Source organism: Kitasatospora sp. NPDC049258 (assembly GCF_040678895.1).
Lineage (GTDB): Bacteria > Actinomycetota > Actinomycetes > Streptomycetales > Streptomycetaceae > Kitasatospora.
The window spans coordinates 99,031-121,135 of record NZ_JBFAQT010000015.1 but is presented as its reverse complement, the minus strand read 5'-3'; the positions used below and the strand labels follow the sequence as shown (position 1 = coordinate 121,135).

The 22,105-nt window shown below is 73.1% G+C and carries 17 protein-coding genes, 1 tRNA gene and 1 riboswitch; of the genes, 14 read left to right on the top strand and 4 right to left on the bottom strand.

Going from position 1 to position 22,105, the window contains the following annotated elements; genetic code table 11:
* The first annotated feature begins 110 nt into the window (after positions 1–110).
* From AB0K43_RS15780 to AB0K43_RS15765, 4 genes are all read left to right on the top strand, one after another.
* Positions 111–1,334 (top strand): S8 family serine peptidase, encoded by a 1,224-nt coding sequence (locus tag AB0K43_RS15780; RefSeq protein ID WP_363639892.1) that lies wholly within the window; start codon positions 111–113, stop codon positions 1,332–1,334.
* A gap of 142 nt (positions 1,335–1,476) precedes the next feature.
* On the top strand, positions 1,477–2,853 hold the full coding sequence (locus AB0K43_RS15775; protein WP_363639890.1) for a S8 family serine peptidase: 1,377 nt from the start codon (positions 1,477–1,479) through the stop codon (positions 2,851–2,853).
* A 119-nt stretch (positions 2,854–2,972) separates the two neighbouring features.
* A complete protein-coding gene (locus AB0K43_RS15770) occupies positions 2,973–3,302 on the top strand; it encodes a hypothetical protein (protein WP_363639888.1) in 330 nt (109 codons plus the stop codon).
* A 1-nt stretch (position 3,303) separates the two neighbouring features.
* Positions 3,304–4,866 (top strand): WXG100 family type VII secretion target, encoded by a 1,563-nt coding sequence (locus tag AB0K43_RS15765; protein WP_363639886.1) that lies wholly within the window; start codon positions 3,304–3,306, stop codon positions 4,864–4,866.
* 159 nt (positions 4,867–5,025) lie between these two features.
* Here the strand turns inward: AB0K43_RS15765 and AB0K43_RS15760 are convergent.
* A tRNA-Cys gene (locus AB0K43_RS15760) sits at positions 5,026–5,100 on the bottom strand.
* Positions 5,101–5,374: 274 nt separating this feature from the next.
* A riboswitch (guanidine-III (ykkC-III) riboswitch) is annotated at positions 5,375–5,441 on the top strand.
* A gap of 54 nt (positions 5,442–5,495) precedes the next feature.
* On the opposite strand from AB0K43_RS15760, the gene AB0K43_RS15755 reads away from it, so the two are divergent.
* Together AB0K43_RS15755 and AB0K43_RS15750 are read left to right on the top strand one after the other, a co-directional pair.
* A complete protein-coding gene (locus AB0K43_RS15755) occupies positions 5,496–5,810 on the top strand; it encodes an SMR family transporter (RefSeq protein WP_363639974.1) in 315 nt (104 codons plus the stop codon).
* Between the two features lie 101 nt (positions 5,811–5,911).
* Positions 5,912–7,387: an MFS transporter gene (locus AB0K43_RS15750; RefSeq protein WP_363639884.1), complete on the top strand. Its 1,476-nt coding sequence runs from the start codon at positions 5,912–5,914 to the stop codon at positions 7,385–7,387.
* Here the strand turns inward: AB0K43_RS15750 and AB0K43_RS15745 are convergent.
* A complete protein-coding gene (locus AB0K43_RS15745) occupies positions 7,361–8,659 on the bottom strand; it encodes a hypothetical protein (protein ID WP_363639882.1) in 1,299 nt (432 codons plus the stop codon). The two genes, AB0K43_RS15750 and AB0K43_RS15745, sit on opposite strands and share 27 nt — an antisense overlap.
* A gap of 293 nt (positions 8,660–8,952) precedes the next feature.
* Between AB0K43_RS15745 and AB0K43_RS15740 the strand changes: the two genes are divergently transcribed.
* The 4 genes from AB0K43_RS15740 to AB0K43_RS15725 all read left to right on the top strand — a co-directional run bounded on the left by AB0K43_RS15740 (position 8,953) and on the right by AB0K43_RS15725 (position 16,123).
* Positions 8,953–11,499: a phosphatidylglycerol lysyltransferase domain-containing protein gene (locus AB0K43_RS15740; RefSeq protein WP_363639880.1), complete on the top strand. Its 2,547-nt coding sequence runs from the start codon at positions 8,953–8,955 to the stop codon at positions 11,497–11,499.
* A 144-nt stretch (positions 11,500–11,643) separates the two neighbouring features.
* Positions 11,644–12,276 carry a class F sortase gene (locus AB0K43_RS15735; RefSeq protein WP_363639878.1) on the top strand — a complete coding sequence of 211 codons (633 nt, stop codon included), beginning with the start codon at positions 11,644–11,646 and terminating at the stop codon, positions 12,274–12,276.
* 26 nt (positions 12,277–12,302) lie between these two features.
* The gene (locus AB0K43_RS15730; protein WP_363639876.1) at positions 12,303–13,613 is read left to right on the top strand and encodes an alpha/beta hydrolase-fold protein; all 1,311 of its coding nucleotides are present in this window, start codon (positions 12,303–12,305) and stop codon (positions 13,611–13,613) included.
* Positions 13,610–16,123, top strand: a complete 2,514-nt coding sequence (locus tag AB0K43_RS15725) for a DUF2156 domain-containing protein (RefSeq protein ID WP_363639874.1) — start codon at positions 13,610–13,612, stop codon at positions 16,121–16,123. Before AB0K43_RS15730 ends, AB0K43_RS15725 begins: the two co-directional genes overlap by 4 nt.
* A gap of 29 nt (positions 16,124–16,152) precedes the next feature.
* Here AB0K43_RS15725 and AB0K43_RS15720 read toward each other — a convergent pair whose 3' ends face one another.
* Positions 16,153–16,608 (bottom strand): SsgA family sporulation/cell division regulator, encoded by a 456-nt coding sequence (locus AB0K43_RS15720; RefSeq protein ID WP_363639872.1) that lies wholly within the window; start codon positions 16,606–16,608, stop codon positions 16,153–16,155.
* A gap of 453 nt (positions 16,609–17,061) precedes the next feature.
* Between AB0K43_RS15720 and AB0K43_RS15715 the strand changes: the two genes are divergently transcribed.
* From AB0K43_RS15715 to AB0K43_RS15705, 3 genes are all read left to right on the top strand, one after another.
* Positions 17,062–18,891 carry a DEAD/DEAH box helicase gene (locus AB0K43_RS15715; RefSeq protein WP_363639972.1) on the top strand — a complete coding sequence of 610 codons (1,830 nt, stop codon included), beginning with the start codon at positions 17,062–17,064 and terminating at the stop codon, positions 18,889–18,891.
* Between the two features lie 452 nt (positions 18,892–19,343).
* Positions 19,344–19,994, top strand: a complete 651-nt coding sequence (locus AB0K43_RS15710) for a helix-turn-helix domain-containing protein (protein ID WP_363639870.1) — start codon at positions 19,344–19,346, stop codon at positions 19,992–19,994.
* A 70-nt stretch (positions 19,995–20,064) separates the two neighbouring features.
* Entirely contained in the window at positions 20,065–20,856 is a 792-nt protein-coding gene (locus tag AB0K43_RS15705; RefSeq protein ID WP_363639970.1) for a S16 family serine protease, read from the top strand.
* 31 nt (positions 20,857–20,887) lie between these two features.
* Here AB0K43_RS15705 and AB0K43_RS15700 read toward each other — a convergent pair whose 3' ends face one another.
* Positions 20,888–21,370 carry an Lrp/AsnC family transcriptional regulator gene (locus tag AB0K43_RS15700; protein WP_363639868.1) on the bottom strand — a complete coding sequence of 161 codons (483 nt, stop codon included), beginning with the start codon at positions 21,368–21,370 and terminating at the stop codon, positions 20,888–20,890.
* A gap of 178 nt (positions 21,371–21,548) precedes the next feature.
* Between AB0K43_RS15700 and AB0K43_RS15695 the strand changes: the two genes are divergently transcribed.
* Complete coding sequence (locus AB0K43_RS15695; protein ID WP_363639866.1) at positions 21,549–22,100, top strand: VOC family protein; 552 nt, start codon at positions 21,549–21,551, stop codon at positions 22,098–22,100.
* The last annotated feature ends 5 nt before the right edge of the window (positions 22,101–22,105 follow it).

Here is a 22,105-nt window from a genome sequence, read left to right as displayed (position 1 = left end):
AAGGAGGCGCCACCGCAGGTCGCGGCCGGTACGATCGCTGCTTTCGGGCCGGCGGCCGGCGGGGAGCAGGCGGCGGGCGATTGGCGGTTTTCGGGCGGGGGAGTACGAGGATGGGGCGGTTCGGCAGAGCCGGTTCGCTGCTGGGTACGGCGGTGCTGACGGCGACGGCGCTGTTCGCCACCGCCCCGGTCGCCACCGCCGACGACCTGCGCGACGAGCAGTGGGCCAACGGCTTCTTCAAGCTCGACCAGGTCTGGCGGGTGACCAAGGGCGAGGGCGTCATCGTCGCCGTCATCGACAGCGGCGTCAACGCCGGCCACCCGGACCTGACCGGCCAGGTGCTCCCCGGCTACGACCCGGCCGGCAAGGGCCTCAACACCAGCCCCACCGACCCGCACGGCACCAGCATGGCCAGCCTGATCGCCGGCCACGGCCACGGCCCCGGTGGCTCGGCCGGGGTGGTCGGGCTCGCCCCCGGTGTGAAGATCCTGCCGGTCTACAAGGACGACGCTCGGGGCTACGACGCCGTCCCCGACGGCATCAAGTGGGCCGTCGACCACGGCGCCAAGGTCATCAACATCTCGCTGGGCGGCAAGGACGGCGCCAGCCGCGCCCTCAGCCAGGCCGTCGCGTACGCGGCGCAGAAGGACGTCCTGATCGTCGCCGCCGCCGGCAACGAGGGCGAGGCCCGGGTGCTGAGCCCCGCCGACAGCCCGGGCGTGCTCGCGGTGTCGGCCGTCGACCAACGGCTCGACATCTGGGCCGAGTCCAGCTTCGGACCGCAGATCATGCTGTCCGCGCCCGGCGTCGGCATCGTGGCCGCGGGCTCCTGCGACGAGCAGCAGTACTGCGTCGGCGAGGGCACCTCGGACGCGACCGCCTACGTCTCCGCCGCGGCCGCGCTGGTCCGCGCCAAGTACCCGAACCTGACGGCCGGCCAGGTCGCCGACCGGCTGGTCAGGTCCGCCCTGATCACCCCCGGCCTGGAGGGCGCCCACCTGCCCGACCAGCGCTACGGCTACGGCGTGCTGCGCCCGTACGAGGCACTCACCCAGGAGATCCCCGCCGGCCCGGTCCAGGGCCCGCTCGCCCGACCGGCGGCCGCGGCCACCACGGCCGCCGCCGCCCACTCCGCCGCCACCCGCCCGAGCTCCACCGACGGGTCCTCCGGCGGGGGCGGTGTGCTCCTGCTGCTCCTGCTGGTCGCCTTCCCGATCGCGACGGTGGCCCTCAACCGCCACAACCGCCGCACCGCCGCGCCCCCGCCCCCGCCCGCCTTCCTCCCCCCGCCGTCCACCCCGCTGCCCGACCCGGACCGCGTGGCCGGGCCCTGAGCGTGCGTCAGTGGCGCTGCGTGGGGCGCTGATCGCAGGGGGTGCTGCGCGGATGGCAGGCCCGGGGGATACGATCGAACGGCCCGGCCTGATGGGGGCCATTGCGAGACACGGGTAGCGGTAGCCGACTGACGGGGTGCTGATGACGCTGACCAGAGCCATGCGAGTACTGGGCGCCACGGCGCTCACCGGTACGTTGCTGCTGACCGCCGCACCGACGGCCTCGGCGGACGCCGTGCGGGACGGTCAGTGGGTGAACCAGTACTACTCCCTGGACAAGGTGGGGACGGTCACCAAGGGCGAGGGGATCATCGTCGCGGTCATCGACAGCGGCGTCGACCCGAACCACCCCGACCTGGCAGGACAGGTGCTCCCGGGCTTCGACCCGGGCGGCCAGGGTCGTGACCGCAAGCCCCCGAAGTCGCACGGCACCAGCATGGCGGCCGAGATTGCGGCCAAGGGGCACGGAAGCAACGCCGGCGTCGTCGGACTCGCGCCGGGCGCCAAGATCTTGCCGGTCTACTACGACGACGCCACCGGCGGCAACGCCATTCCCGAGGGCATCAAGTGGGCCGTCGACCACGGCGCCAAGGTGATCAACATTTCGGCGGGCAAGACCCGTGCTCCGTCCAACGACGAGGTGTCCGCCGTCGCATACGCCGTGCAGCACGATGTCCTGGTCGTGGCGGCGGTCGGCAATGATGCCACCGGCACCGTGGCCAGCCCTGCGAACGTTCCCGGGGCGCTCGCGGTGGGCGCCGTCGACAAGACCAACACTGCTTGGAGCAAGGCCAACTACGGGCCGCAGACGTTGATCTCCGCCCCCGGCACCGACATGGTGAGTGCGGGGGACTGTGACGGTCGTGAGTACTGCATCAGCGACGGCACGTCGGACTCGGCCGCCTACGTCTCGGCCACGGCGGCCCTGATCCGTGCGAAGTTTCCGACGCTGACCGCAGGTCAGGTTGCCAACCGCCTGGTCAAGTCGGCTCTCGTGCCGCCGGCGGCCAAGGGCTCCAAGCTGCCCGACCCGCACTACGGCTACGGCATCCTGCGTCCCTACGAGGCGCTGACCATGGACATCCCGGCCGGCTCCGCGCAGGGCCCGCTCGCCGCCTCGGCGGGTGCTGGCGGCGCGGCGTCATCACCGGCAACGGATGGCTCCGCGCCGAAGCCCTCGACCGGGACGCTTCCGCCGCTCGCGTCCACGGACTCGGGATCCAAGTCCTCCTACCTGGCGATCGGTGCGGCGGTCCTGGTCGGCCTGGTCCTGCTGGTGGTGCTGATCGTGGTGGTGTCCCGCCGCAGCCGTCGCCGGCCGCCCGTCCCGCCGCAGCAGGCTCCTTACGGCACTGCTCCCGGCTGGCCGCCGGCGCAGCCGCCGTACGGTGGGCAGGCGCCGCCGCCGGGGTACCCCCAGCAGCAGCCGTTCGGTGGCCAGCCCCCGCAGGCGTACCCGCAGCAGCAGCAACAGCCGTACCAGCACAACCCGTACCAGGACGGTAACCAGCAGCGTTGAGGGTGTGTCAGTACACCGCCCGAAGGCGATACCATCGAACGCTCTAGCCAGCCAGTAACCGCCCGTGGCGACGGGCGAATTCACGGGGAAGCACAAGATTTCCAGGGGGAGAGGGTCGCGTGTCCGACGGATACCGCGTCAACACCGATGAGTTGGAGGCAGTCGTCAAGCGACTGCGGACCCTCCAGCAGGGCATCAGCGAGTGCGGGAGCAAGGCGAAGTACAACACGGTGGTGACCCGTGACGACTTCGGCGGGGACTTCCAAGAGGCCCAGGCCATGTTCGCCGCACACGACAGAATGCAGCAGTTCCTGACCAACACCATCGCGCAGCTGGACTCCCTGATCAACGAGTTCGGCGACAAGACGCACACCGTCAATCAGGCCTACCTGGCCCGGGAGTCCGACGGTGTGATGGTCATGGACGGGCACAACGGAAGGGCGGTCTGAGATGAGTGACGGACCGAAGACGAGCTTCGACGGTTACGACCTGATTCCGCTCAAGGGGATGCTCTCCGGCGCCAAGCCGGCGCGGCTGCAGGAGGTGAGCCAGCACTGGACGAATGTGCACGCCGAACTCCAGCAGGCGGTGCAGGACCTCCAGAAGGCGGTGGAGCACGCCAACGCCAACTGGGAGGGCGATGCCGCGAGCGGCTTCACCCGCAAGGCCGGTGAGATCCAGACCAGCCTGACCAACACGGCCGCCCACGCGCAGAACACCTCGGCGGCGCTGCAGATCGCCGGGCAGGCGCTGCAGCAGGCGCAGAGCACCATGAAGCAGGTCCGGGTGCCGAGCACGCTCGAAAGCGGCGTCAAGCTGCTCGGCGACGGATTCGACCGCTCCGACGCCCAGTTCAAGGCGGACGTGGCGGCCGGGATGAACCGGATCGACGCGGTCAACAAGAACAAGGACGACCTGTCGGCGACCGAGGTCCAGCACCAGTACGCCATCGGGATCATGGAGTACCTCGGCCCGGAGTACAACAAGGCTGCTTCGCATCTGAAGGATCCCGAGGGATCCGACGGCTTCGACGCCACACGCAAGGGCTTCCCGCCCGAGCCGTCCAACCCCGTCCCCCCGGGCGGAGTCGTCCCCTCGCCGATGCCCACCCCGGCGTTCCCCGACACGCCGTCCTCCGGTGACAAGGGCAGCACCGGCCTGACCCCCGGCACCATGCCGCATCAGCTGGACCCGACCAGCCCGACCGTGCCCGGTCAGCCCGGGCACACGTTGCCCGGGGGTGGGACGACGCATCCCGGTGGTGTGGTGCAGCCTCCGTCCACCGGGATCGACGGCTGGACGCCGCCCACCACCACGCACCCGACCGGTGGCGGCGGTATCGGCATCGGCGGCGGGATCGGTGCCGGTGGCGGCATCGGCGGTGGCGCGGGTGGCGGTGCCGGTGGTGGCGGTATCGCCGGGGGTGGGTTCATCCCCGGTGGTCTCGGCGGCGGTGGCGGGCTCGGCGGTGGCCGGGCCGGTGGCGGTATCGCCGGCGGTGTCGGTGGTACCGGCAAGAGCGGCAGCAGCGGCGCCCAGCGGCCGGGTGCGACCGGCGGTGCGGGCGCGGGTGCCGGCGCCGGTGGCGCGGGCGGCCAGGGCAAGGGCGGTGCGGCCGGCGGTGCCGGTGCCGGTGCCGGGGCCGGCGGTATGCACGGCGGCGGCATGGGTGGCGGCGCCGGTGGCGGCAAGGGCGGCGCCGGCGGCAAGGGCAGTGGTCTGGTGCGCAAGGCCGGCGGCACGGTCGGCGGCGCGAAGCCGGGCAGCGCGAGCGGCCGGGCCTTCACCGAGGGCGGTTCCGGCCTCGGCAAGGGTCGTGGTGCCGGTGCGGGCGCGGCCGGCGCGGGCCGCGGCGGGCAGAACGGCGCGGCGGGCGCGGGCGGCATGCACGGTGCCGGCGCCGGCGGGGCCGGCAAGGGCAAGAAGAAGGACGCCGGCCACCGCCCGGACTACCTCGTCGAGGACGAGGACACCTGGCGTGGCGGTTCGGCCCTGCCGCCGGTGATCGAGTAACCACCGGCGGCCGGTTCGACGGCAGGGGCGCTCCCGAGTGCGGGGGCGCCCCTGCGGCATTCCCCGCCGAATTCCTCGGACGCCTCGGGGTCGTGAATTACCGGATACGGGAATGCCGAATTCCCGGACGGCGGGGAAGCTGTCCGGGAATTCGATCGGTGGAGGCCGTGGCGGGAATCGAACCCACGTAAACCGCTTTGCAGGCGGTTCCCTGAACCACTCGGGCACACGGCCGGGAGGGTGGCGAGGCCGGAAAGCCTCACCGGTCGGGGGGAGAGACGCGCTCAGGCGCGACAGTCGGGGCGCCGGCAACAGTGGGCGCAGGTGCCGGGCGCCGCGTAGCGGGCCTCCGTGCTCCTGTTCATCGCCGACTCCTGTCGTCCGTAACACCCGGGGCGGCGGGATTCTGCTCCGTCGCCGTGCTGATGAATTCATCTTATGCGGCAGGGCCGGGGGTGCGTCAATATCCGAATATGAATTCTGTGTGTCGTGGTGTGCTACCTTCGAAGTGCGGCGAGGTCATCAGCTCGCCCCGGACGAGGTGCGTCGTACCCGGCACGACAAGACGACGCAGTACAGCAGTGGCGGCGCAGGGCCGCCACGCAGTGACTGCGGAGGAGTCTGTCGTGATCGCCTGGGTGGTTCTGATCGTCGCGGGTGTGCTGGAGACGGTCTGGGCGGTGGCCCTGGAGGGGTCGAAGGGGTTCTCGCGCCTGACGCCGAGCCTGGTCTTCGCCGTCGCCCTGGTGCTCTCGATGGGCGGTCTGGCGTACGCCATGCGCAGCATCCCGCTGGGGACGGGCTACGCGGTCTGGGTCGGCATCGGCGCGATCGGCACGGCGCTGTACGGGATGGTGGCGCTCGGGGACGCCGTGACGGCGGCCCGGATCACGTGTCTGCTGCTGATCCTCTCCGGTGTGGTGGGGCTCAAGGTGCTGCACTGATCCGGCGGGACCGCGGCGCACAGGTCGTAGGTCCGACGGAGGAGGCCGAACCGGTCTCCCGTCAGGAGTCATCCGCCGCCACGGGTCTTACGATGGCTGGCATGACCACTGCCTCCTCCGCCTCGGTCGACAGCGCCCGGACCCCGCAGCCGCCCCCGGCGGAAGGTGGCGTGCTGAGCGGCCCGTACCGGGCGCTCACCCTGGGCATCGTCTCGGTCGTCCTGCTGCTCGCCTTCGAGGCGACCGCGGTCAACACGGCCATGCCGGTGGCGGCCAGGCAGTTGGACGGCCTCGGGCTGTACGCGTTCGCGTTCTCCGGCTACTTCACCACCACCCTGTTCGCCCTGGTGGTCTCCGGCCAGTGGTGCGACCGGCGTGGTCCGCTGGCGCCGCTGTTCACCGGGATCGCGGTCTTCGGGGCCGGCCTGGTGCTGGCCGGCACGGCGGCCGGGATGTGGCCCTTCGTCGCCGGCCGGGCGGTGCAGGGGCTCGGTGGCGGGCTGGTGATCGTGGCGCTGTACGTGGTGGTCGGCCGGGCGTTCCCGGAGCGGCTGCGGCCGGCGGTGTTCGCGGCCTTCTCGGCGGCCTGGGTGCTGCCCTCGATCCTCGGCCCGCTGATCTCCGGCGCGGTGACCCAGCACCTGGGCTGGCGCTGGGTGTTCCTGGCGGTGCCGGTGCTGATCCTGCTGCCGCTGGCGGTGATGGGCCCGGCGCTGCGCCGGGCCGAGCGGGCCCAGCCGTCGGTCACGGCCGCGGCCTACGACCGCCGGCGCACCGTGCTGGCGGCGATGGCCGCGCTCGGCGCCGGGCTGTTGCAGTACGCGGGGCAGCGGCTGGACCTGATCGGCCTGCTGCCGGCCGCGGCCGGGGCGGCGCTGCTGCTGCCCGCGGTGGTGCGGCTGCTGCCGCCGGGCACGCTGCTGGCGGCGCGCGGGCTGCCGACGGTGATCCTGCTGCGCGGGGTGGCGGCGGGGGCGTTCTTCGCGGCGGAGGCGTTCATCCCGCTGATGATGGTGACCCAGCGCGGGCTGTCCCCGACGCTGGCCGGCCTCACCCTGACCAGCGGCGGCCTGTCCTGGGCGCTGGGTTCCTTCCTGCAGGGGCGGCCGTGGGCCGACCGGCACCGGGAGGCGCTGATCCGGCTGGGTTTCGTGCTGACGGCGGTGGCGATCGCGGGGGCGGCCCTGGTGCTGGTGCCCGCGGTGCCGACCTGGGCGGCGGCGGTGGCCTGGGCCGTCGGCGGGGTCGGGATGGGGCTGGCGGTGGCCAGCATCAGCGTGCTGATGATGAAGCTCTCGGCGGCCGAGGAGACCGGCGCCAACTCGGCGGCGCTCCAGCTCAGCGACGCGCTCGGCAACGTGGTGCTGATGGGCCTGTCCGGGGTGCTGTTCGCGGCCCTCGGCGGTGGCGCGCTGACCGGGACGGCGAACGGGCCGACCCCGGTCGGCCCGTTCGCGGTGATCTTCCTGGTGATGACCGGGGTGGCCCTGGTCGGCGCGCTGGTCTCCGGACGCACCGGGGTCCCCGCGGCGGCGGGCGCTGCCGGAGCCTCAGGTCCGGGGCGCGACCTGGGCTGAGGCCGGCGGCTTCGAGGGGGTGCTGTTGCCCGCCGCGCCGAGGTACTCGGCCCAGCCGCCGGTCGGCGACTGGCCGGGGGGCAGCGCCTGGAGCTTGCGCAGCACCGCCGGGTCCTGCACCTCCAGCCACTCCACCAACTGGCGGAACGACACCAGCCGCACCTCCGGGTGCCCGGCGATGATCTTCAGGGCGTCCTCGACGGCGGTCATGTAGATCCCGCCGTTCCACTCCTCGAAGTGGTTGCCGATGATCATCGGGGCCCGGTTCGAGTTGTACGCCCGGTCGAAGCCGGCCAGGTACGAGTCGCGGGCCTGCACCTGCCAGGCCGGGTAGTGGCCGGGGTCGCCCTTGGTGTTGGCACCGGACTGGTTGTACATGATGTTGTAGTCCATCGAGAGCACCTGGAAGCTGTGCCCCGGGAAGGGGATGGACTGCAGCGGCATGTCCCACAGCGCGCCGCCCTGGAACTTCTGCGGCCAGACCTGGAGGCCGCCCCCGCCGCTGCTGTCGTACTTCCAGCCGCGCTTGGCGGCGGTCGGCAGCAGGCCGCGCTGGCCCTCCAGGCAGGGGGTGCGGGAGCCGATCAGCTCCTTGCGGTAGTCGAAGGGCAGCGCGGGCAGGTCGAAGCCGGTGTTGGTCTTCCAGTTCATGACGAAGTCCATCGCCTGCTCGATCTCGCTGTCCCAGTCCTCCGGCGACCACTTGCCGCCGCCGGTCGGGCCGCAGAAGTGCCCGTTGAAGTGGGTGCCGATCTCGTGCCCCTCCAGCCAGGCGGCGCCGAGCTGCTGGAGCGTCCCGTGGATGTGCTCGTCGGTGAGGTAGCCGATGTCGGAGGCGCCGATCGGGTGCTGCGGCGGCCGGTAGAGGGTCTTCTTGGCCTCGGGCACCGCGTACACGCCGCTGAAGAAGAAGGTCATCCCGGCGTTGTGCTCCTTGGCGAGCTGCCGGAACCGGCTGAACAGCTTGTTGTCCAGCTCGCCCGCGCCGTCCCAGGAGAACACCACGAACTGCGGCGGGCGCTCGCCCAGCTTCAGCGGCTCGGCCTTGGGCTGGTTGGGCTGGGCACCGGTGTCGGAGGTGGAGCCGTCGCCGATCAGGGTGACGACGGGGACCGGCTGGGGGCTCTGGCCGGCCGCGCCGCCGGTGCCGGTGGCGCCCGGCTGGGCAGCCTGTTCGCCTCCGCTGCCGCCCATCCCGGAGCAGCCGGCTGCCAGGGTGGCGGCGGTGGCGGCACCGGCGGCGAGCAGGGTTCGGCGGGGGAGGGCTTCCATGGTCACATCCGTTCGCGGTGGGTGGGGTGTCCTGGCAGCGGAGGCGGAGGTCGGCGCTGACGGTCAGTCCGATAAACGCATCAGTGGGACTGGATGGCCGGGCCGGGCCACAGCATGGCACGGAGGGGCGCGCGTCCCGAGTAGGCGGCGCAAGTGGCGCGGGCGATACCCCGTGCGCCGGGAGCACGCTCATCCGTTCGGCGTACCGGACCGGCCGCCGGGTGGCCGCCCGGCGCTGAGCCGTCGTCAGATGGAACAGAGCCGTGCAGCGTCCGCCGGAGGTGCGTCCAGCGATGTGGCAGTGGGTGACCGACGCCTACCGGGAGCGGATCGTGGACTCCGGCCGCGAGCCGCTCTTCCTGTTGCTGGTGGGCCTGATCGCCTCCTTCCTCTTCATCAGGTTCAGCGTCCGGATGATCCGCCGCGGCGCGCGGTGGTGGCCGGGCAACGTCACGCCCGGCGGCATGCACATCCACCACGTGGTGTTCGGCCAGGCCCTGATGCTGGTCTGCGGCGTCGCCGCCTTCGCCATCCGCGGCGACGGCGGTCAGGCCTGGAACTGGCTGGCCTGCGGCTTCGGGATCGGCGCCGGACTGGTGCTCGACGAGTTCGCGCTGGTGCTGCACCTCGAGGACGTCTACTGGAGCGAGCAGGGCCGCAAGTCGGTGGACGCGGTGATCCTCGCGGTCGCCGTGATCGGCCTGCTGCTGCTCGGCGAGCTGCCGTTCGGCGGCTTCACCCGCCGGCTGACGGTGAACCAGGTGGTCGGGGCCGCGTTCCTGCTGGTGCTGGTCACCATCAGCCTGTTCAAGGGCAAGCTGTGGACCGGCCTGCTCGGGGTGATGCTCTGGCCGCTCGCGCTGGTCGGCGCGGTGCGCCTGGCCCGGCCGCAGAGCCCGTGGGCCCGCTGGCGCTACCGGGCCCGCCCCAAGCGGCTGGCCCGGGCCGAGCGGCGGGAGATCAGGATCCACGGGCGGATCACCGCCTACCGCACCTCCGCCTACAACTTCCTCGCCGGCGCCCCCGACCCCTCGGCCGGGCCGCCGCCGCCCACCGCCACCACCCTGGTGGTGCCGCCGCCCGAGTCCGAGATCTGGGAGCCGGAGCCGGTGGCCCCCTGGCGCGCCGGGTGCGCCCTGGCGGCCGAGTGGTACGTGCGGATCGCGGCCCTGCTCTGCCTGCTGGCCGGATTGATCGCCCCCTTCCGGGACCAGCTCAAGCGGGCCAACACCGGTGAGTTCTTCACCCCGGTGCTGATGACCGCCGGCTTCAGCTCCGCCCTGTTCGCCGGCCTGCTGGCCGTCATGCTGCGCCGCCGCAAGCGGGCCGCCTGGCTGGTCACCACCACCGTGGTGACGTTGTACGCCGCCGTCTTCCTGCTCGCGATGGCCTACTCCACCTACCGCCGGCACCCCTTCAACTGGGTCTCGGCCGGCCTCACCCTCGCCCTGCTGGCCGTCCTGCTGCTCGCCCGGCCCGCCTTCCAGGCCAGGGGCGAGCGCCGCAACATCGCGCTGGCGCTGGCCGTCCTGGTGGTCGGCGGCGCCGTGCTCGCCGTGCTCGGCGCGGCCGTGGTCCGGCTCACCTACGCCGGGGCCCCGCCCGACTGGGGGGACAGCAGCATCTACGTGCTGCTGCGCCTGGTCACCCTGTCCGGCATCGTCGAGTACGCGGACGTCGACGTCCCCGGCTGGGTCGACCTCGGGATCAACCTGTTCGGCGCCGCGCTGCTGCTGCTCGCCCTGCGGGCCCTGTTCCGCTCCCCGCTCGGCCGCCGCCACCTGGAGCCCGAGGACGAGCTGCGGCTGCGCGAGCTGCTGGACCGGCACGGCGGCCGCGACTCGCTCGGCTACTTCGCGCTGCGCCGCGACAAGTCGGTCTGCTGGTCGCCCTCCGGCAAGGCCGCCGTGCTCTACCGGGTGGTGAACGGCGTGGCACTGGCCTCCGGCGACCCGATCGGCGACCCGGAGGCCTGGCCGCAGGCGATCGACCGGTGGTGGCAGGAGGTCCGCCGGCACGCCTGGGTGCCCGCCGTCACCGGCGCCGGCGAGCAGGCGGGCACCGCGTACGGGCGGGTGGCCGGGCTGCGGGCGCTGGAGTTCGGCGACGAGGCCGTGGTCGAGACGGCCGGCTTCGGCCTCGACGGGCGCTCGATGCGGACGCTGCGCCAGACCTGTAACCGGGTCCGCAAGGCCGGGTACCGGGTGGTGCTGCGCCGGCACCGGGAGATCCCGGAGGAGCAGCTCGCCGAGCTGGTGCGGCTCGCCGACGCCTGGCGCCACGGGCGCACCGAGCGCGGCTTCTCGATGGCGCTCGGCCGCCTCGGCGACCCGGCCGACGGCGACTGCCTGATGGCCGAGTGCCGGGACGAGAACGACCGCACCTGCGCGCTGCTCAGCTTCGTGCCATGGGGCGCGCACGGCCTCTCGCTGGACCTGATGCGCCGTGACCGGGAGTCGGACAACGGCCTGGTGGAGTACATGATCACCGAGCTGCTGCTGCGGTCCGCCGAGGGGGAGCCGCAGGTGGCCCGGGTGTCGCTGAACTTCGCCATGTTCCGGGCGGTCTTCGAGGAGGGCGGCAAGCTCGGGGCAGGCCCGGTGCTGCGGCTGTGGCGCGGGGTGCTCCGCTTCTTCTCCCGCTGGTGGCAGCTGGAGTCGCTGTACCGCGCCAACGCCAAGTACCAGCCGGAGTGGGAACCCCGGTACCTGCTCTACGAGAAGTCCTCCGAGCTGCCCGCCATCGCGATCGCCAACGCCACCGCCGAGGGCTTCCTCAGCCGGCCCCGGCTGCCCAGCGTCGGCTCGCTGCGGCGCGGCCGCACGGAGCCGGCCCGGTGAGCGGCCGTCAGGCCCCACCGCACCCCGCACCCGCCCGGCCTGCTCCGGTCGGCCCGGCCACGCCACCCGCCCGGTGCCCAGCGGATGCCGCCCGGCCCGGCCCGGGGTTTCACTGGGCAGACGGACGGACCGAGGGGAGCACAGGTGGTCGGGCAGCAGACCAGGAGTCCGTGGCCGGGCACGCTGGCCGCCGGCACGGCGCTGGTGCTCGGGGCCTGGCTGGTGCAGCACGGCGGCGCCGCCCTGCCGCCCGGGCCCGGTGCGGACCAGGCCTTCGACGGGAGCTCGGTGGCCGGGCCGATCGTGCCCCCGCTGCCGCACTCACCGCCCACCCGGCTGCGGATCCCGGTGATCGGCGTCGACGCCCCCTTCACCCCGCTCGCCCTGGACGGCGAGGGCCGGCTCCAACCACCGCCGGACGGCGACCGCAACCTGGCCGGCTGGTACCGCGACGGCGCCGCCCCCGGGCAGCGGGGTGCGGCGATCATCGCCGGACACGTCGACAACCGGCAGGGCCCGGCCGTCTTCTACCGGCTGGGCAGCCTGCGCAGGGGCGACCAGCTGGAGGTCCTGCGGGCCGACCGGGCCACCGCGTTCTTCTCGGTCGACGCGGTCGAGGTCTACCCGAAGAAGGACTTCCCCGACCGGAAGGTCTACGCCGCCACCCGGGACGCCCAGCTGCGCCTGATCACCTGCGGCGGCGGCTTCACCCAGCAGGAGGGCTACGACGGGAACGTCGTCGTCTACGCCCACCTGGTCCGCACCCTGCGGGCCTGACCCGCCCCGAGCACCGAGGAGACGCATTGGCCCGGCCGCTCGCGGGGTGGAACCCGCTCGACTGGTCGCTGATCCACGGCCCGGTGCCGTACACCCTGCTGGTGCTCGGGTTCGGCGCCCTGTGCGGGCTCGCGCTCTCCACCGGGGCGCACTGGTGGAGCCGGTGGCTGCCGTGCGCCGTGGTGCTGGCCGTGCTGCTCACCCTGCTGGTGGTGTACGCGGTCGACGACTGGTGGAAGCCCTTCCCGGACGCCCTGCCGCGCGATGTGACGGTCTGGATCGGCGTCGCGCTGCTCGGCCTGTGCCTGGCCGGCTTCCGGCTGCCGCCGCTGCGCCGGCCCGGACGCCTCGGCGTCGTGCTGGCGGCGGTGCTGGTGCTGCTGATGGCCGCCAACCAGGTGAACCGGCACTACGTCCAGTACCCGGCGCTGCGCGCCATGCTCGCTCCCGAGACGCAGGCGCTGACCACCGGGAAGGACGCCCGCACGGTCACCGCACCGCCCGGCCGGACACTCTCCGAGGTCTGGCAGCCGCCCGCCGGGATGCCCGCCAAGGGCACGCTCTCCGCCGTCACCATCCCCGGCGCTCGGTCCGGCTTCACCGCCCGGGACGCCTACGTCTACCTGCCCCCCGCCTACCAGGTCTCACCGCGACCGCTGCTGCCGGTGGTGGTGCTGATGTCCGGCCAGCCCGGCGGCCCGGCCGACTGGATCAACTCCGGCGGCATGCCGGAGGTCCTGGACTCCTTCGCCGCCGCGCACCAGGGCCTCGCCCCGGTGGTGGTGGTCGCCGACCCGATCGGCTCCTCCCTCAACAACACGCTCTGCATGGATTCGAGGATCGCCATGGCCCAGACGTATCTGTCGGTCGACGTCCCCGACTGGATCCACTCCCACTTGCAGACCGGGAGCGGCCGCACCCGGTGGTCCATCGCCGGCGGCTCCTTCGGCGGGACCTGCGCCATCCAACTGGCCCTGAACGCGCCGCAGGTCTACGGATCCTTCCTCGACCTCTCCGGGCAGGCCGAGCCGACCCTCGGCAGCCACGCCGGGACGGTCGCCAAGGCCTTCGGCGGCGACGAGGCGGCCTTCGACGCGGTCGACCCGGTGCACCTGATGGCCCGCCAGCGGTTCCCGGACACCGCCGGGCTGTTCCTGGTGGGCACCGGCGACGCCGAGTTCCGGCCGCAGCAGGAGAAGATGTACGCCGCCGCCGTGCAGGCGGGGGTGCAGGCGACCTTCGAGACCGTCCCGGGCGGCCACGACTGGAGCACCTTCCACACCGCGATGGCCCGGTACGTGCCGTGGGTCGCCCGGCAGACCGGACTCACCCGGTGAGCGCCGCCGACGCCGCCCCCGTCACCCCGCAGCCGGAGCGCGGCCTGCAGCGCACCCTGCGGCTGCTGCGTCCGCATGCGGCCCAGCTGCGCTCCGCCCCGCTCACCCTGGCCCTGCTGGTGGCGCTGTGGGTGATCGGCGCGGCCACCGGCAGCCTCGGCACCGGCCCCGACCACGATCTGCTGGAGCAGGTCGGGGTGGGCATCCCCACCCTGGAGGCCGGCCGCTGGTGGACCCCGTTCAGCTCGCTGCTCTGGTGTTCGGGCATCGGCGCGTACGTGGTGATCAGCCTGCTGCTCGCCGTGCTCGGACCGATCTCCGAGCGGCGCCTGGGCTCCCCGCTCGCCGCCGCCGTGCTGGTGGTCGGACAGGTGCTCGGCACGCTGCTGGGCACCGGCGCCGTCCGGCTCGGGGTCTCGGCGGACCTGGGGTGGACGAAGGCCATCCAGGACCAGATCGCGGTCAGCCCGGGCGCCGGCCTGGTCGCGCTGGCCGCAGTGCTCAGCTACCGGCTCAGCCTGCTCTGGCGGCGCCGGCTGCGGCTGCTGGCCGTCCTCGTCCCGCTGGTGCTGATGCTCTACGTCGGCCATCTGCAGGGCGTCCAGCGGGTGGCCGGCGTGCTGGTCGGGCTGGTCGGCGGTGCGCTGCTGTACCGGCGCCGGCTGGTGCGCCCGCACCGCGCCTCGCACAGCGAGACCCGGGTGCTGGTCGCGCTCTGCCTGGCGGCCGCCGCGATCGGGCCGCTGGTCGCCTCGCTCTACCAGGACGCGATCGGCCCGTTCAACACCGTCGGCGACCTCTACTTCTCGCACGTGCCGTCCTCGGCGGAGATCGCCGAGGCCTGTGCCTCCTCCGCCACGGACTGCGCCCGGGCGCACTCGGTGGACCGGTTCTTCGACTCGCCGGGCCGGCTGATGGCCGCGCTGGTGCCGGTGCTGCTGCTGGTGCTGGCCGAGGGGCTGCGCCGGGGGCTGCGGCTCGCCTGGTGGCTGGCCGTGATCACCGAGCTGGCCTGGGTCGGGGTGCTGGCCTGGCTGCTGTCCGACAACTACGACAGCTTCGCCCGGGACGGCGGGGTGTCGCTGCTGTTCGAGCTGATCGGCGAGGCGCTGCTGCTGCCGGTCGCCCTGCTGGTGCTCCAGTGGGTCACCCGGCGCAGCTTCGACCAGCGGCTGCCGCACCGGGACACGGCCAGGCTGGCGGCGGTGGTGGGTGGTGCGCTGGTGCTGTGCTGCGGCGCGTACGTCGGCATCGGCTGGCTGGTCCGCGACCAGTACGAGCCGGACGCCACGCTGACCGGGCTGCTCGCCGGGCTGCCCGCGGAGCTGCTGCCGCCTTCGTACAACGACCTGCTGCCCGGGTACCCGATCGCGGTCGGCGGCACCGCGCAGGCGCTGGAGATCTACTGCGGGGTGGTGTTCTGGGTGGTCACGCTGGTCGCGCTGCTGCTGGCGTTCCGCCGGCCGGTGCTGCACAGCGACGCCGAGGACGCCGCCCGGGCCCGGGCGCTGCTGGTGGCGCACGGCGGGTCGACGCTGTCCTTCATCTCGACCTGGGACGGCAACCACTACTGGTTCGACGAGCAGGGGCGGGCCGCCGTGCCGTACCGGGTGATCGCCACCGTGGCGCTGACCACCGGCGACCCGTTCGGCGAGCCGGCCGCCCGGGGGCGCGCGGTGGCCGGCTTCGCCCGCTACTGCGACGCGCGCGGGTGGACGCCGTGCTTCTACAGCGTCACCCCCGAGACCCTGGCGGCGGCCGAGGAGCTCGGCTGGCGCTCGCTCCAGGTCGCCGAGGACACCGTGGTGGCGCTGCCCGAGCTGGCTTTCACCGGGAAGAAGTGGCAGGACATCCGGACCTCGCTGAACAAGGCCGGCAAGCAGGGCATCACGGCCGAGTGGTGGACCTACCACGAGGCCCCGATCGCGATCCGGGAGCAGATCCGGTCGATCTCCGAGGAGTGGGTCTCCGACAAGGGCCTGCCGGAGATGGGCTTCACCCTGGGCGGGCTGGCGGAGCTGTCCGACCCGGCCGTGCGGGTGCTGGTCGCGGTGGACGCCGACCGGACGGTGCACGGGCTCACCAGCTGGATGCCGGTCTACGGGGAGGGGCAGCCGGTCGGCTGGACGCTGGACTTCATGCGGCGGCGCAGCGAGGGCTTCCGCGGGGTGATGGAGTTCCTGATCGCCTCGGCGGCGCTGGGCTTCAAGGAGGAGGGCGCGCAGTTCCTCAGCCTCTCCGGCGCCCCGTTGGCCCGGTCCGACCGAGGCGAGCCGTCGACCGCGCTGCAGCGGATGCTCGACTGGATGGGCAAGACGCTGGAGCCGGTCTACGGCTTCCGCTCGCTGCTGGCCTTCAAGGCGAAGTTCCAGCCGGAGTACCGGCCGATGTACATGGTGTACCCGGACCCGGCGGCGCTCGGCAGCATCACCCGGGCGATCGGCAAGGCCTACCTGCCGCACCTGACGCCGGCCCAGGGAGTGCGGCTGATGCGCCGGTTGTCCGCCTGAGCCCGCTCCACCCGGGCGCCGGCGGCCCGTCAGCCGAGCAGCTCGGCCAGCTCGCGGTCCGGGTCGAGGTAGCGGGCCTCCTGGCCCTCGGGGACGGCCAGGTGGCTGCGCCACAGGAAGCGCCGCAGGTCCTGGGTGGGGAAGTGGAGCAGGGCGACGCCCTCCGGGGCCCGCAGCTCCACCACCGTCCGGCGGTCCAGGGCGGGCCGGATGTGCACGTCGCCGGGGCCGGCCGGCCGGTCGACCCCGGTGGTCAGCAGCCGGCGGGCGAAGACCCACTCGACCCCGGTGTCGGGATCGACCGGGCCGCCGTCCCCGAGTTCGGGGGTGTCGGCCGGCCCGTCCAGCGCGTACTCGGCCGGGAAGACCATCCGGACGGCGAGCGGGTCGTCCGCGCGGTACCGCAGGACCACCTGCAGCAGCGCCGAGCGCTGGGCGCTGAGGATCAGACGGGCCTGGACGACCTGCTCCACGACTGCCGACATACCGGACATGCTGGGTTCCTCCCGATGAGACTCAGTGCGGGCCGTGTGACGCCTGGGGCGGGTGCGGCTCCGGATGTAGGAGTCCGCGGGTGGGTCGGCGTTACGTGGCTTTTCGCCGTTTCTGATGTGATCCAGGTCACATCAAACCGAATATTGCGGAAAATCCGGTCGGATGGTGTGAACTTCACCCGCCCGGCCGGGGGTGGCGCGGCCGCAGGCCGGTGCCCCGGGCGGTCGATCCGGGTACCCGGGGGAGTGTCGGCCGGGGGCGCGGTGGGCGTGATCGCCCGGCGGGCGGATCGGCCGGACGAGCGCGGCGAGGGCCGGGAGGGGCCACCGGGCCGGTAGGCTGGGCGGGTTGTACGACCGCCGACCGACAGTGGGCCGGGGGCAGCTAACCGCCCTGACCTGCGACGACCCCCTCCGGAGACCGTGAGTACTGCCGCCTCCCCGATGGCCCCCCTGTTCTCGCACGCCGACCCGAACGCACCCGGCCGCCCGGCCGGCACCACCGCGGCCTCGCACCTGTCCCCGGCCTTCCCCGGCCGTGCCCCCTGGGGTACGGCCGCCTCGCTGCGGGCCTGGCAGCAGGGTGCGCTGGACAGGTACATCGAGAAGCAGCCGCGCGACTTCCTCGCGGTCGCGACGCCGGGCGCGGGAAAGACCACCTTCGCCCTCACCCTGGCCTCGTACCTGCTGCACAACCACCTGGTGCAGCAGATCACCGTGGTCGCCCCGACCGAGCACCTCAAGAAGCAGTGGGCCGAGGCCGCGGCCCGGATAGGCATCAAGCTCGACCCGGGCTACTCCTCCGGGCCGCTGTCCCGGGAGTACCACGGCATCGTGGTCACCTACGCGGGCGTCGGGGTCAACCCGATGCTGCACCGGAATCGGACCGAGGCCCGCAAGACCCTCGTGATCATGGACGAGATCCACCACGCGGGTGACTCCAAGTCCTGGGGCGAGGCCTGCGCCGAGGCCTTCGAGCCGGCCACCCGCCGGCTGGCGCTGACCGGTACGCCGTTCCGCTCGGACACCAACCCGATCCCGTTCGTGCAGTACGAGGCGGGCAGCGACGGCATCCGCAAGTCGGTGGCCGACTACACCTACGGCTACGGGCACGCGCTGGCCGACCACGTCGTGCGGCCGGTGATCTTCCTGTCCTACAGCGGCAACATGCGCTGGCGCACCAAGGCCGGCGACGAGCTGGAGGCCCGGCTCGGCGAGCCGATGACCAAGGACCTGATCGCCCAGGCCTGGCGGACCGCGCTGGCGCCGCAGGGCGAGTGGATCCCGAACGTGCTGAGCGCCGCCGACCGGCGGCTCACCGAGGTCCGCAAGGCCATCCCGGACGCCGGTGGGCTGGTGATCGCCACCGACCAGAACGTGGCCCGCGCGTACGCCAAGATCCTGCGCGAGCTGACCGGGGAGAAGCCGACCCTGGTGCTCTCCGACGAGACCGAGGCGTCCAAGCGGATCTCCGACTACGCGGCCGGTGACTCCCGCTGGATGGTGGCCGTCCGGATGGTGTCCGAGGGCGTCGACGTGCCCCGGCTGGCCGTCGGGGTGTACGCCACCTCGATCTCCACCCCGCTGTTCTTCGCCCAGGCGGTCGGGCGTTTCGTCCGGGCCCGCAAGCGCGGTGAGACCGCCTCGGTGTTCCTGCCGACCATCCCGATGCTGCTCGGCTTCGCCAACGAGATGGAGCTCCAGCGCGACCACGTGCTGGACCGCCCGAAGAAGGAGGGCGAGGGCCTCTTCGACGAGGAGGACCGGCTGCTCGCCGAGGCCGAGAAGGCCGACGACGGGCCGGACACGGCTGGTGGCGAGGAGTTCTCCTACGAGGCGCTGGGCTCGGACGCGGTCTTCGACCGGGTGCTGTACAACGCCATGGAGTTCGGCATGCAGGCGCACCCGGGCAGCGAGGAGGAGGAGGACTACCTCGGCATCCCGGGCCTGCTGGAGCCGGACCAGGTCCAGATGCTGCTGCAGAAGCGCCAGCACCGGCAGATCCAGCGCAGCAAGGCCAAGCCCGCCGAGGAGGCCGACCTGATCGAGCTCCCGGCCGAGCAGCGCCCGGTGGTCACCCACCAGGAGCTGCGCGAACTGCGCAAGGAGCTGAACGCGCTGGTCGCCGCCTGGCACCACCGCACCAACCAGCCGCACGGCACCGTGCACAACGAGCTGCGCCGCCAGTGCGGAGGGCCGCTCACCGCGCAGGCGACGGCCAACCAGCTGAAGGCCCGGATCGCCAAGATCCGGGAGTGGGCGACCGCTTCCTGAGCGATCGCCTCCCGCGGTGCTCCGCGGGACGAACGGGGAACGCCCGGTGGCTCGAGGCCGCCGGGCGTTCGCCGTTCCCGGAGACGGGCGCGCCGGCCGACCCGGAAGCGGTGGCCGGCACTCCGCGGTGTCCGGACTCCGGAGTCCGCTCGAACTGGTGCACGAACGACGCCGGATGTTATGGGGGATTTGCCTGGAATTTCATCTCGGTAGCGCGACGATCCGGATCGGATTTTGGACAAGGGGTTCCGCCGGGGCCTCCCGTTCACTACTTTTCCCCCACGCTCACTCGCACCGATCACCCCGACCCGAGTGCGCACCGCAGAGCCGTCCGTCCGGCAATGGCGCCGGGACGTGGCTTCCAGCGCGGACACCCACTCGCGCGCGACCCCTCCGTCCCGGTACCGGCAGCCCGCCGGTCCGGCGACCGCCGCGGAAAGGACATGCGCGTCGTGACTGCTGAGACCTCCCAGACCCTGGACAGAGGTGTCCGGGTGCTGAAACTGCTCTCCGACTCCGAGCGGGGCTTGACCGTGACCGAACTGGCCGCCCGGCTGGCGGTCAACCGGACCGTGGTCTACCGGCTGCTCGCCACCCTGGAGCAGCACGGGCTGGTCCGCCGGGACATCGGCGGCCGGGCCCGGGTGGGCCTCGGGGTGCTGCGCCTGGCCCACCGGGTGCACCCGCTGCTGCGCGAGGCCGCGCTGCCCGCCCTGCGCAGCCTCGCCGAGGACCTCGGCGCCACCGCCCACCTCACCCTGGTGGACGGCAGCGAGGCACTGGCGGTGGCCGTGGTCGAGCCGACCTGGACCGACTTCCACGTCGCCTACCGGACCGGCCTGCGGCACCCGCTCAGCGAGAGCGCGGCGGGCCGGGCCATCCTGGAGGCCCGCTCCTTCCCGAGCCAGCGCCGGCCCGATCAGGGCTTCGTCGTCACCCACGCGGAGGAGCAGTCCGGTGCCAGTGGTGCCGCGGCCGCGCTGCTCGGACTGAGCGGCATCGAGGGCAGTGTCGGCGTGGTGATGCTCAACGGCCTGGTGCCCGAGCGGGTCGGCCCGCGGGTGGTGGAGGCCGCGACCGAGGTCGCCGACGCCCTGAGGTAGTGCCCGGGCGAGGGCCCGGGTGTGTTTTGATGCGGGGTGTGTCTCCTGTGAAGGTGTGTCCCCTGTGAAGCTGCCCCCGGCCCTCACCGCTCCCAAGACCCGCGCCCTGGGCCTGTGCGGCGCGCTGGTCGTGGCGCTGTTCGCGGTCGCCGCGTTCGCGCCGCTGCCGTTCACGCTGACCCAGCCCGGGGTCACCGCCGACACCCTCGGCACCTACCAGGGCCGCCCGGTGCTCACCATCACCGGCGCGCCGCTCCGGGTGACCGACGGCCAGCTCCGGGCGACCACCATCTCGGCGACCAACGCCGGCGAGCGGATCACGCTCAAGCAGGCCGTGGACGGCTGGCTGAACGAGGACGAGGCGGTGCTGCCCACCGATGTCGTCTACCCCGAGCCGGACCCGGCGGACGCGGTGCAGGAGACCTCCCGGCAGATGACGGAGTCCCAGGACGCCGCGACCACGGCGGCCCTGAACTACCTCCACCTCCAGGGCGGCCAGGTCAAGGTGACGGTTGACCTGGGTGACATCGGCGGCCCCAGCGCGGGCCAGATGCTCACCCTCGGGATCATCGACAAGCTCTCCGGCAACGGCCACGGCGGCGACCTCACCGGCGGCCGGGTGGTGGCCGGCACCGGCACCGTGGACGACCAGGGCCGGATCGGCGCGGTGGGCGGGGTGCCGCTGAAGACCCAGGCGGCGGCCCGGGACGGCGCGACGGTGTTCCTGGTCCCCGCGCAGGAGTGCTCGGACGCCGGGGTGAACCTCCCGCCGGGGCTGCAGCTGGTCCCGGTCACCACCATCGAGGAGTCGGTGGCCGCGCTGAACGCCCTGAACAGCGGAGCACCCGTTCCGCACTGCTGAGCCTGCCGGGGCCCTACCGGGGCCGCCCGGCTCACTCGCGGGCGGCCTGCTCCACCAGCGGCAGCACCCGGTACGGCACCGGGTTCTCCAGGGCGATCGCGGTCGAGGCCCGGACGATCCCGTCGAAGCCCACCACCCGGTCGATCACCCGCTGGAGGTCGGCGTTCGACCGGGCGACGATCCGCACCAGCATGTCGCCCTGCCCGGTGATGGTGTGCAGCTCCAGCACCTCCGGCACCCCGCTCAGGTGCGCCCGGACGTCCACCCCCTGGCCCTGGGAGATCTCCAGGGTCGCGAAGGCGGTCACCGGGTAGCCCAGCGCCGCCGGGTCGACCTGCGGCCCGAAGCCGGCGATCACACCTCTGGCCTGCAGCCGGTCCAGCCGCGCCTGCACGGTGCCGCGGGCCACCTGGAGCCGGCGGGAGCACTCCAGCACGCCGATCCGCGGCTCCTCGCTGAGCAGACTGATCAACTTTCCGTCGAGCGCGTCGATCGCATCGTTGGGGGAGTGCACGGGGGCTCCGTCCGGTGGGCAAACTGCACAGTTGCTGCCGCCATTTTCGGGCGCCGACGCGCACCTTGCCCAGGATGAATCGGAACAGTTGCGCATCGATCCGCCGAGGGCCAGTCTCCCCCCACACCCCGTGGCCGGGCCCCACCCCGAGCCGGCGGGACGACCGGGGAGGAGCGCCTTGACCGAGATCTCCGCCGCACCGCTGACCCAGGAACCCGCCGACGACTTCCGTCCGATCACCGGCCCCGACGCCGTGGTGCTCGCGGTCCACGACGCCAGGAAGGCCGCGCACTACTACTCCGCCACCCTGGCCATGCGATGTACCGCCTACTCGGGGCCGGCGAACGGCAACCCGGAGACCTGCGCCTACGTCTTCGAGACCGGCCCGGCCCGCTACGTGCTCACCTCCGTGGTGCAGGTGCTCACCGACCACGGCCGCCTGATCGCCGACCACCTGGCCCGCTACGGGGAGGGCATCGTCGACCTCTCGCTGAGGGTCCCGGACGCCTTCGCCGCGTACGACTACGCGGTCGACCGCGGCGCGGCCCCGATCGCCGAGCCGTACGAACTCACCGACCGCCACGGCACCGTGGTGCTCGCCGTGATCGCCACCGCCGGCTCCGCCCGGCACACCCTGGTCGACCGCACCCGCTACGCCGGCCCCTACCTGCCGGGCTTCACCCCGGTGCCGGCCGGGGTGCGGCCGCCGACCACCTCGCTGTACCGGTGACGGGC

Excerpts from the sequence above, each read along its gene's own strand:
- AB0K43_RS15780 (WP_363639892.1), top strand. The coding sequence starts at position 111 with ATGGGGCGGTTCGGCAGAGCCGGTTCGCTGCTGGGTACGGCGGTGCTG.
- AB0K43_RS15775 (WP_363639890.1), top strand. The coding sequence starts at position 1,477 with ATGACGCTGACCAGAGCCATGCGAGTACTGGGCGCCACGGCGCTCACC.
- AB0K43_RS15765 (WP_363639886.1), top strand. The coding sequence starts at position 3,304 with ATGAGTGACGGACCGAAGACGAGCTTCGACGGTTACGACCTGATTCCG.
- AB0K43_RS15750 (WP_363639884.1), top strand. The coding sequence starts at position 5,912 with ATGACCACTGCCTCCTCCGCCTCGGTCGACAGCGCCCGGACCCCGCAG.
- AB0K43_RS15745 (WP_363639882.1), bottom strand. The coding sequence starts at position 8,659 with ATGGAAGCCCTCCCCCGCCGAACCCTGCTCGCCGCCGGTGCCGCCACC.
- AB0K43_RS15740 (WP_363639880.1), top strand. The coding sequence starts at position 8,953 with ATGTGGCAGTGGGTGACCGACGCCTACCGGGAGCGGATCGTGGACTCC.
- AB0K43_RS15720 (WP_363639872.1), bottom strand. The coding sequence starts at position 16,608 with ATGTCGGCAGTCGTGGAGCAGGTCGTCCAGGCCCGTCTGATCCTCAGC.
- AB0K43_RS15715 (WP_363639972.1), top strand. The coding sequence starts at position 17,062 with ATGGCCCCCCTGTTCTCGCACGCCGACCCGAACGCACCCGGCCGCCCG.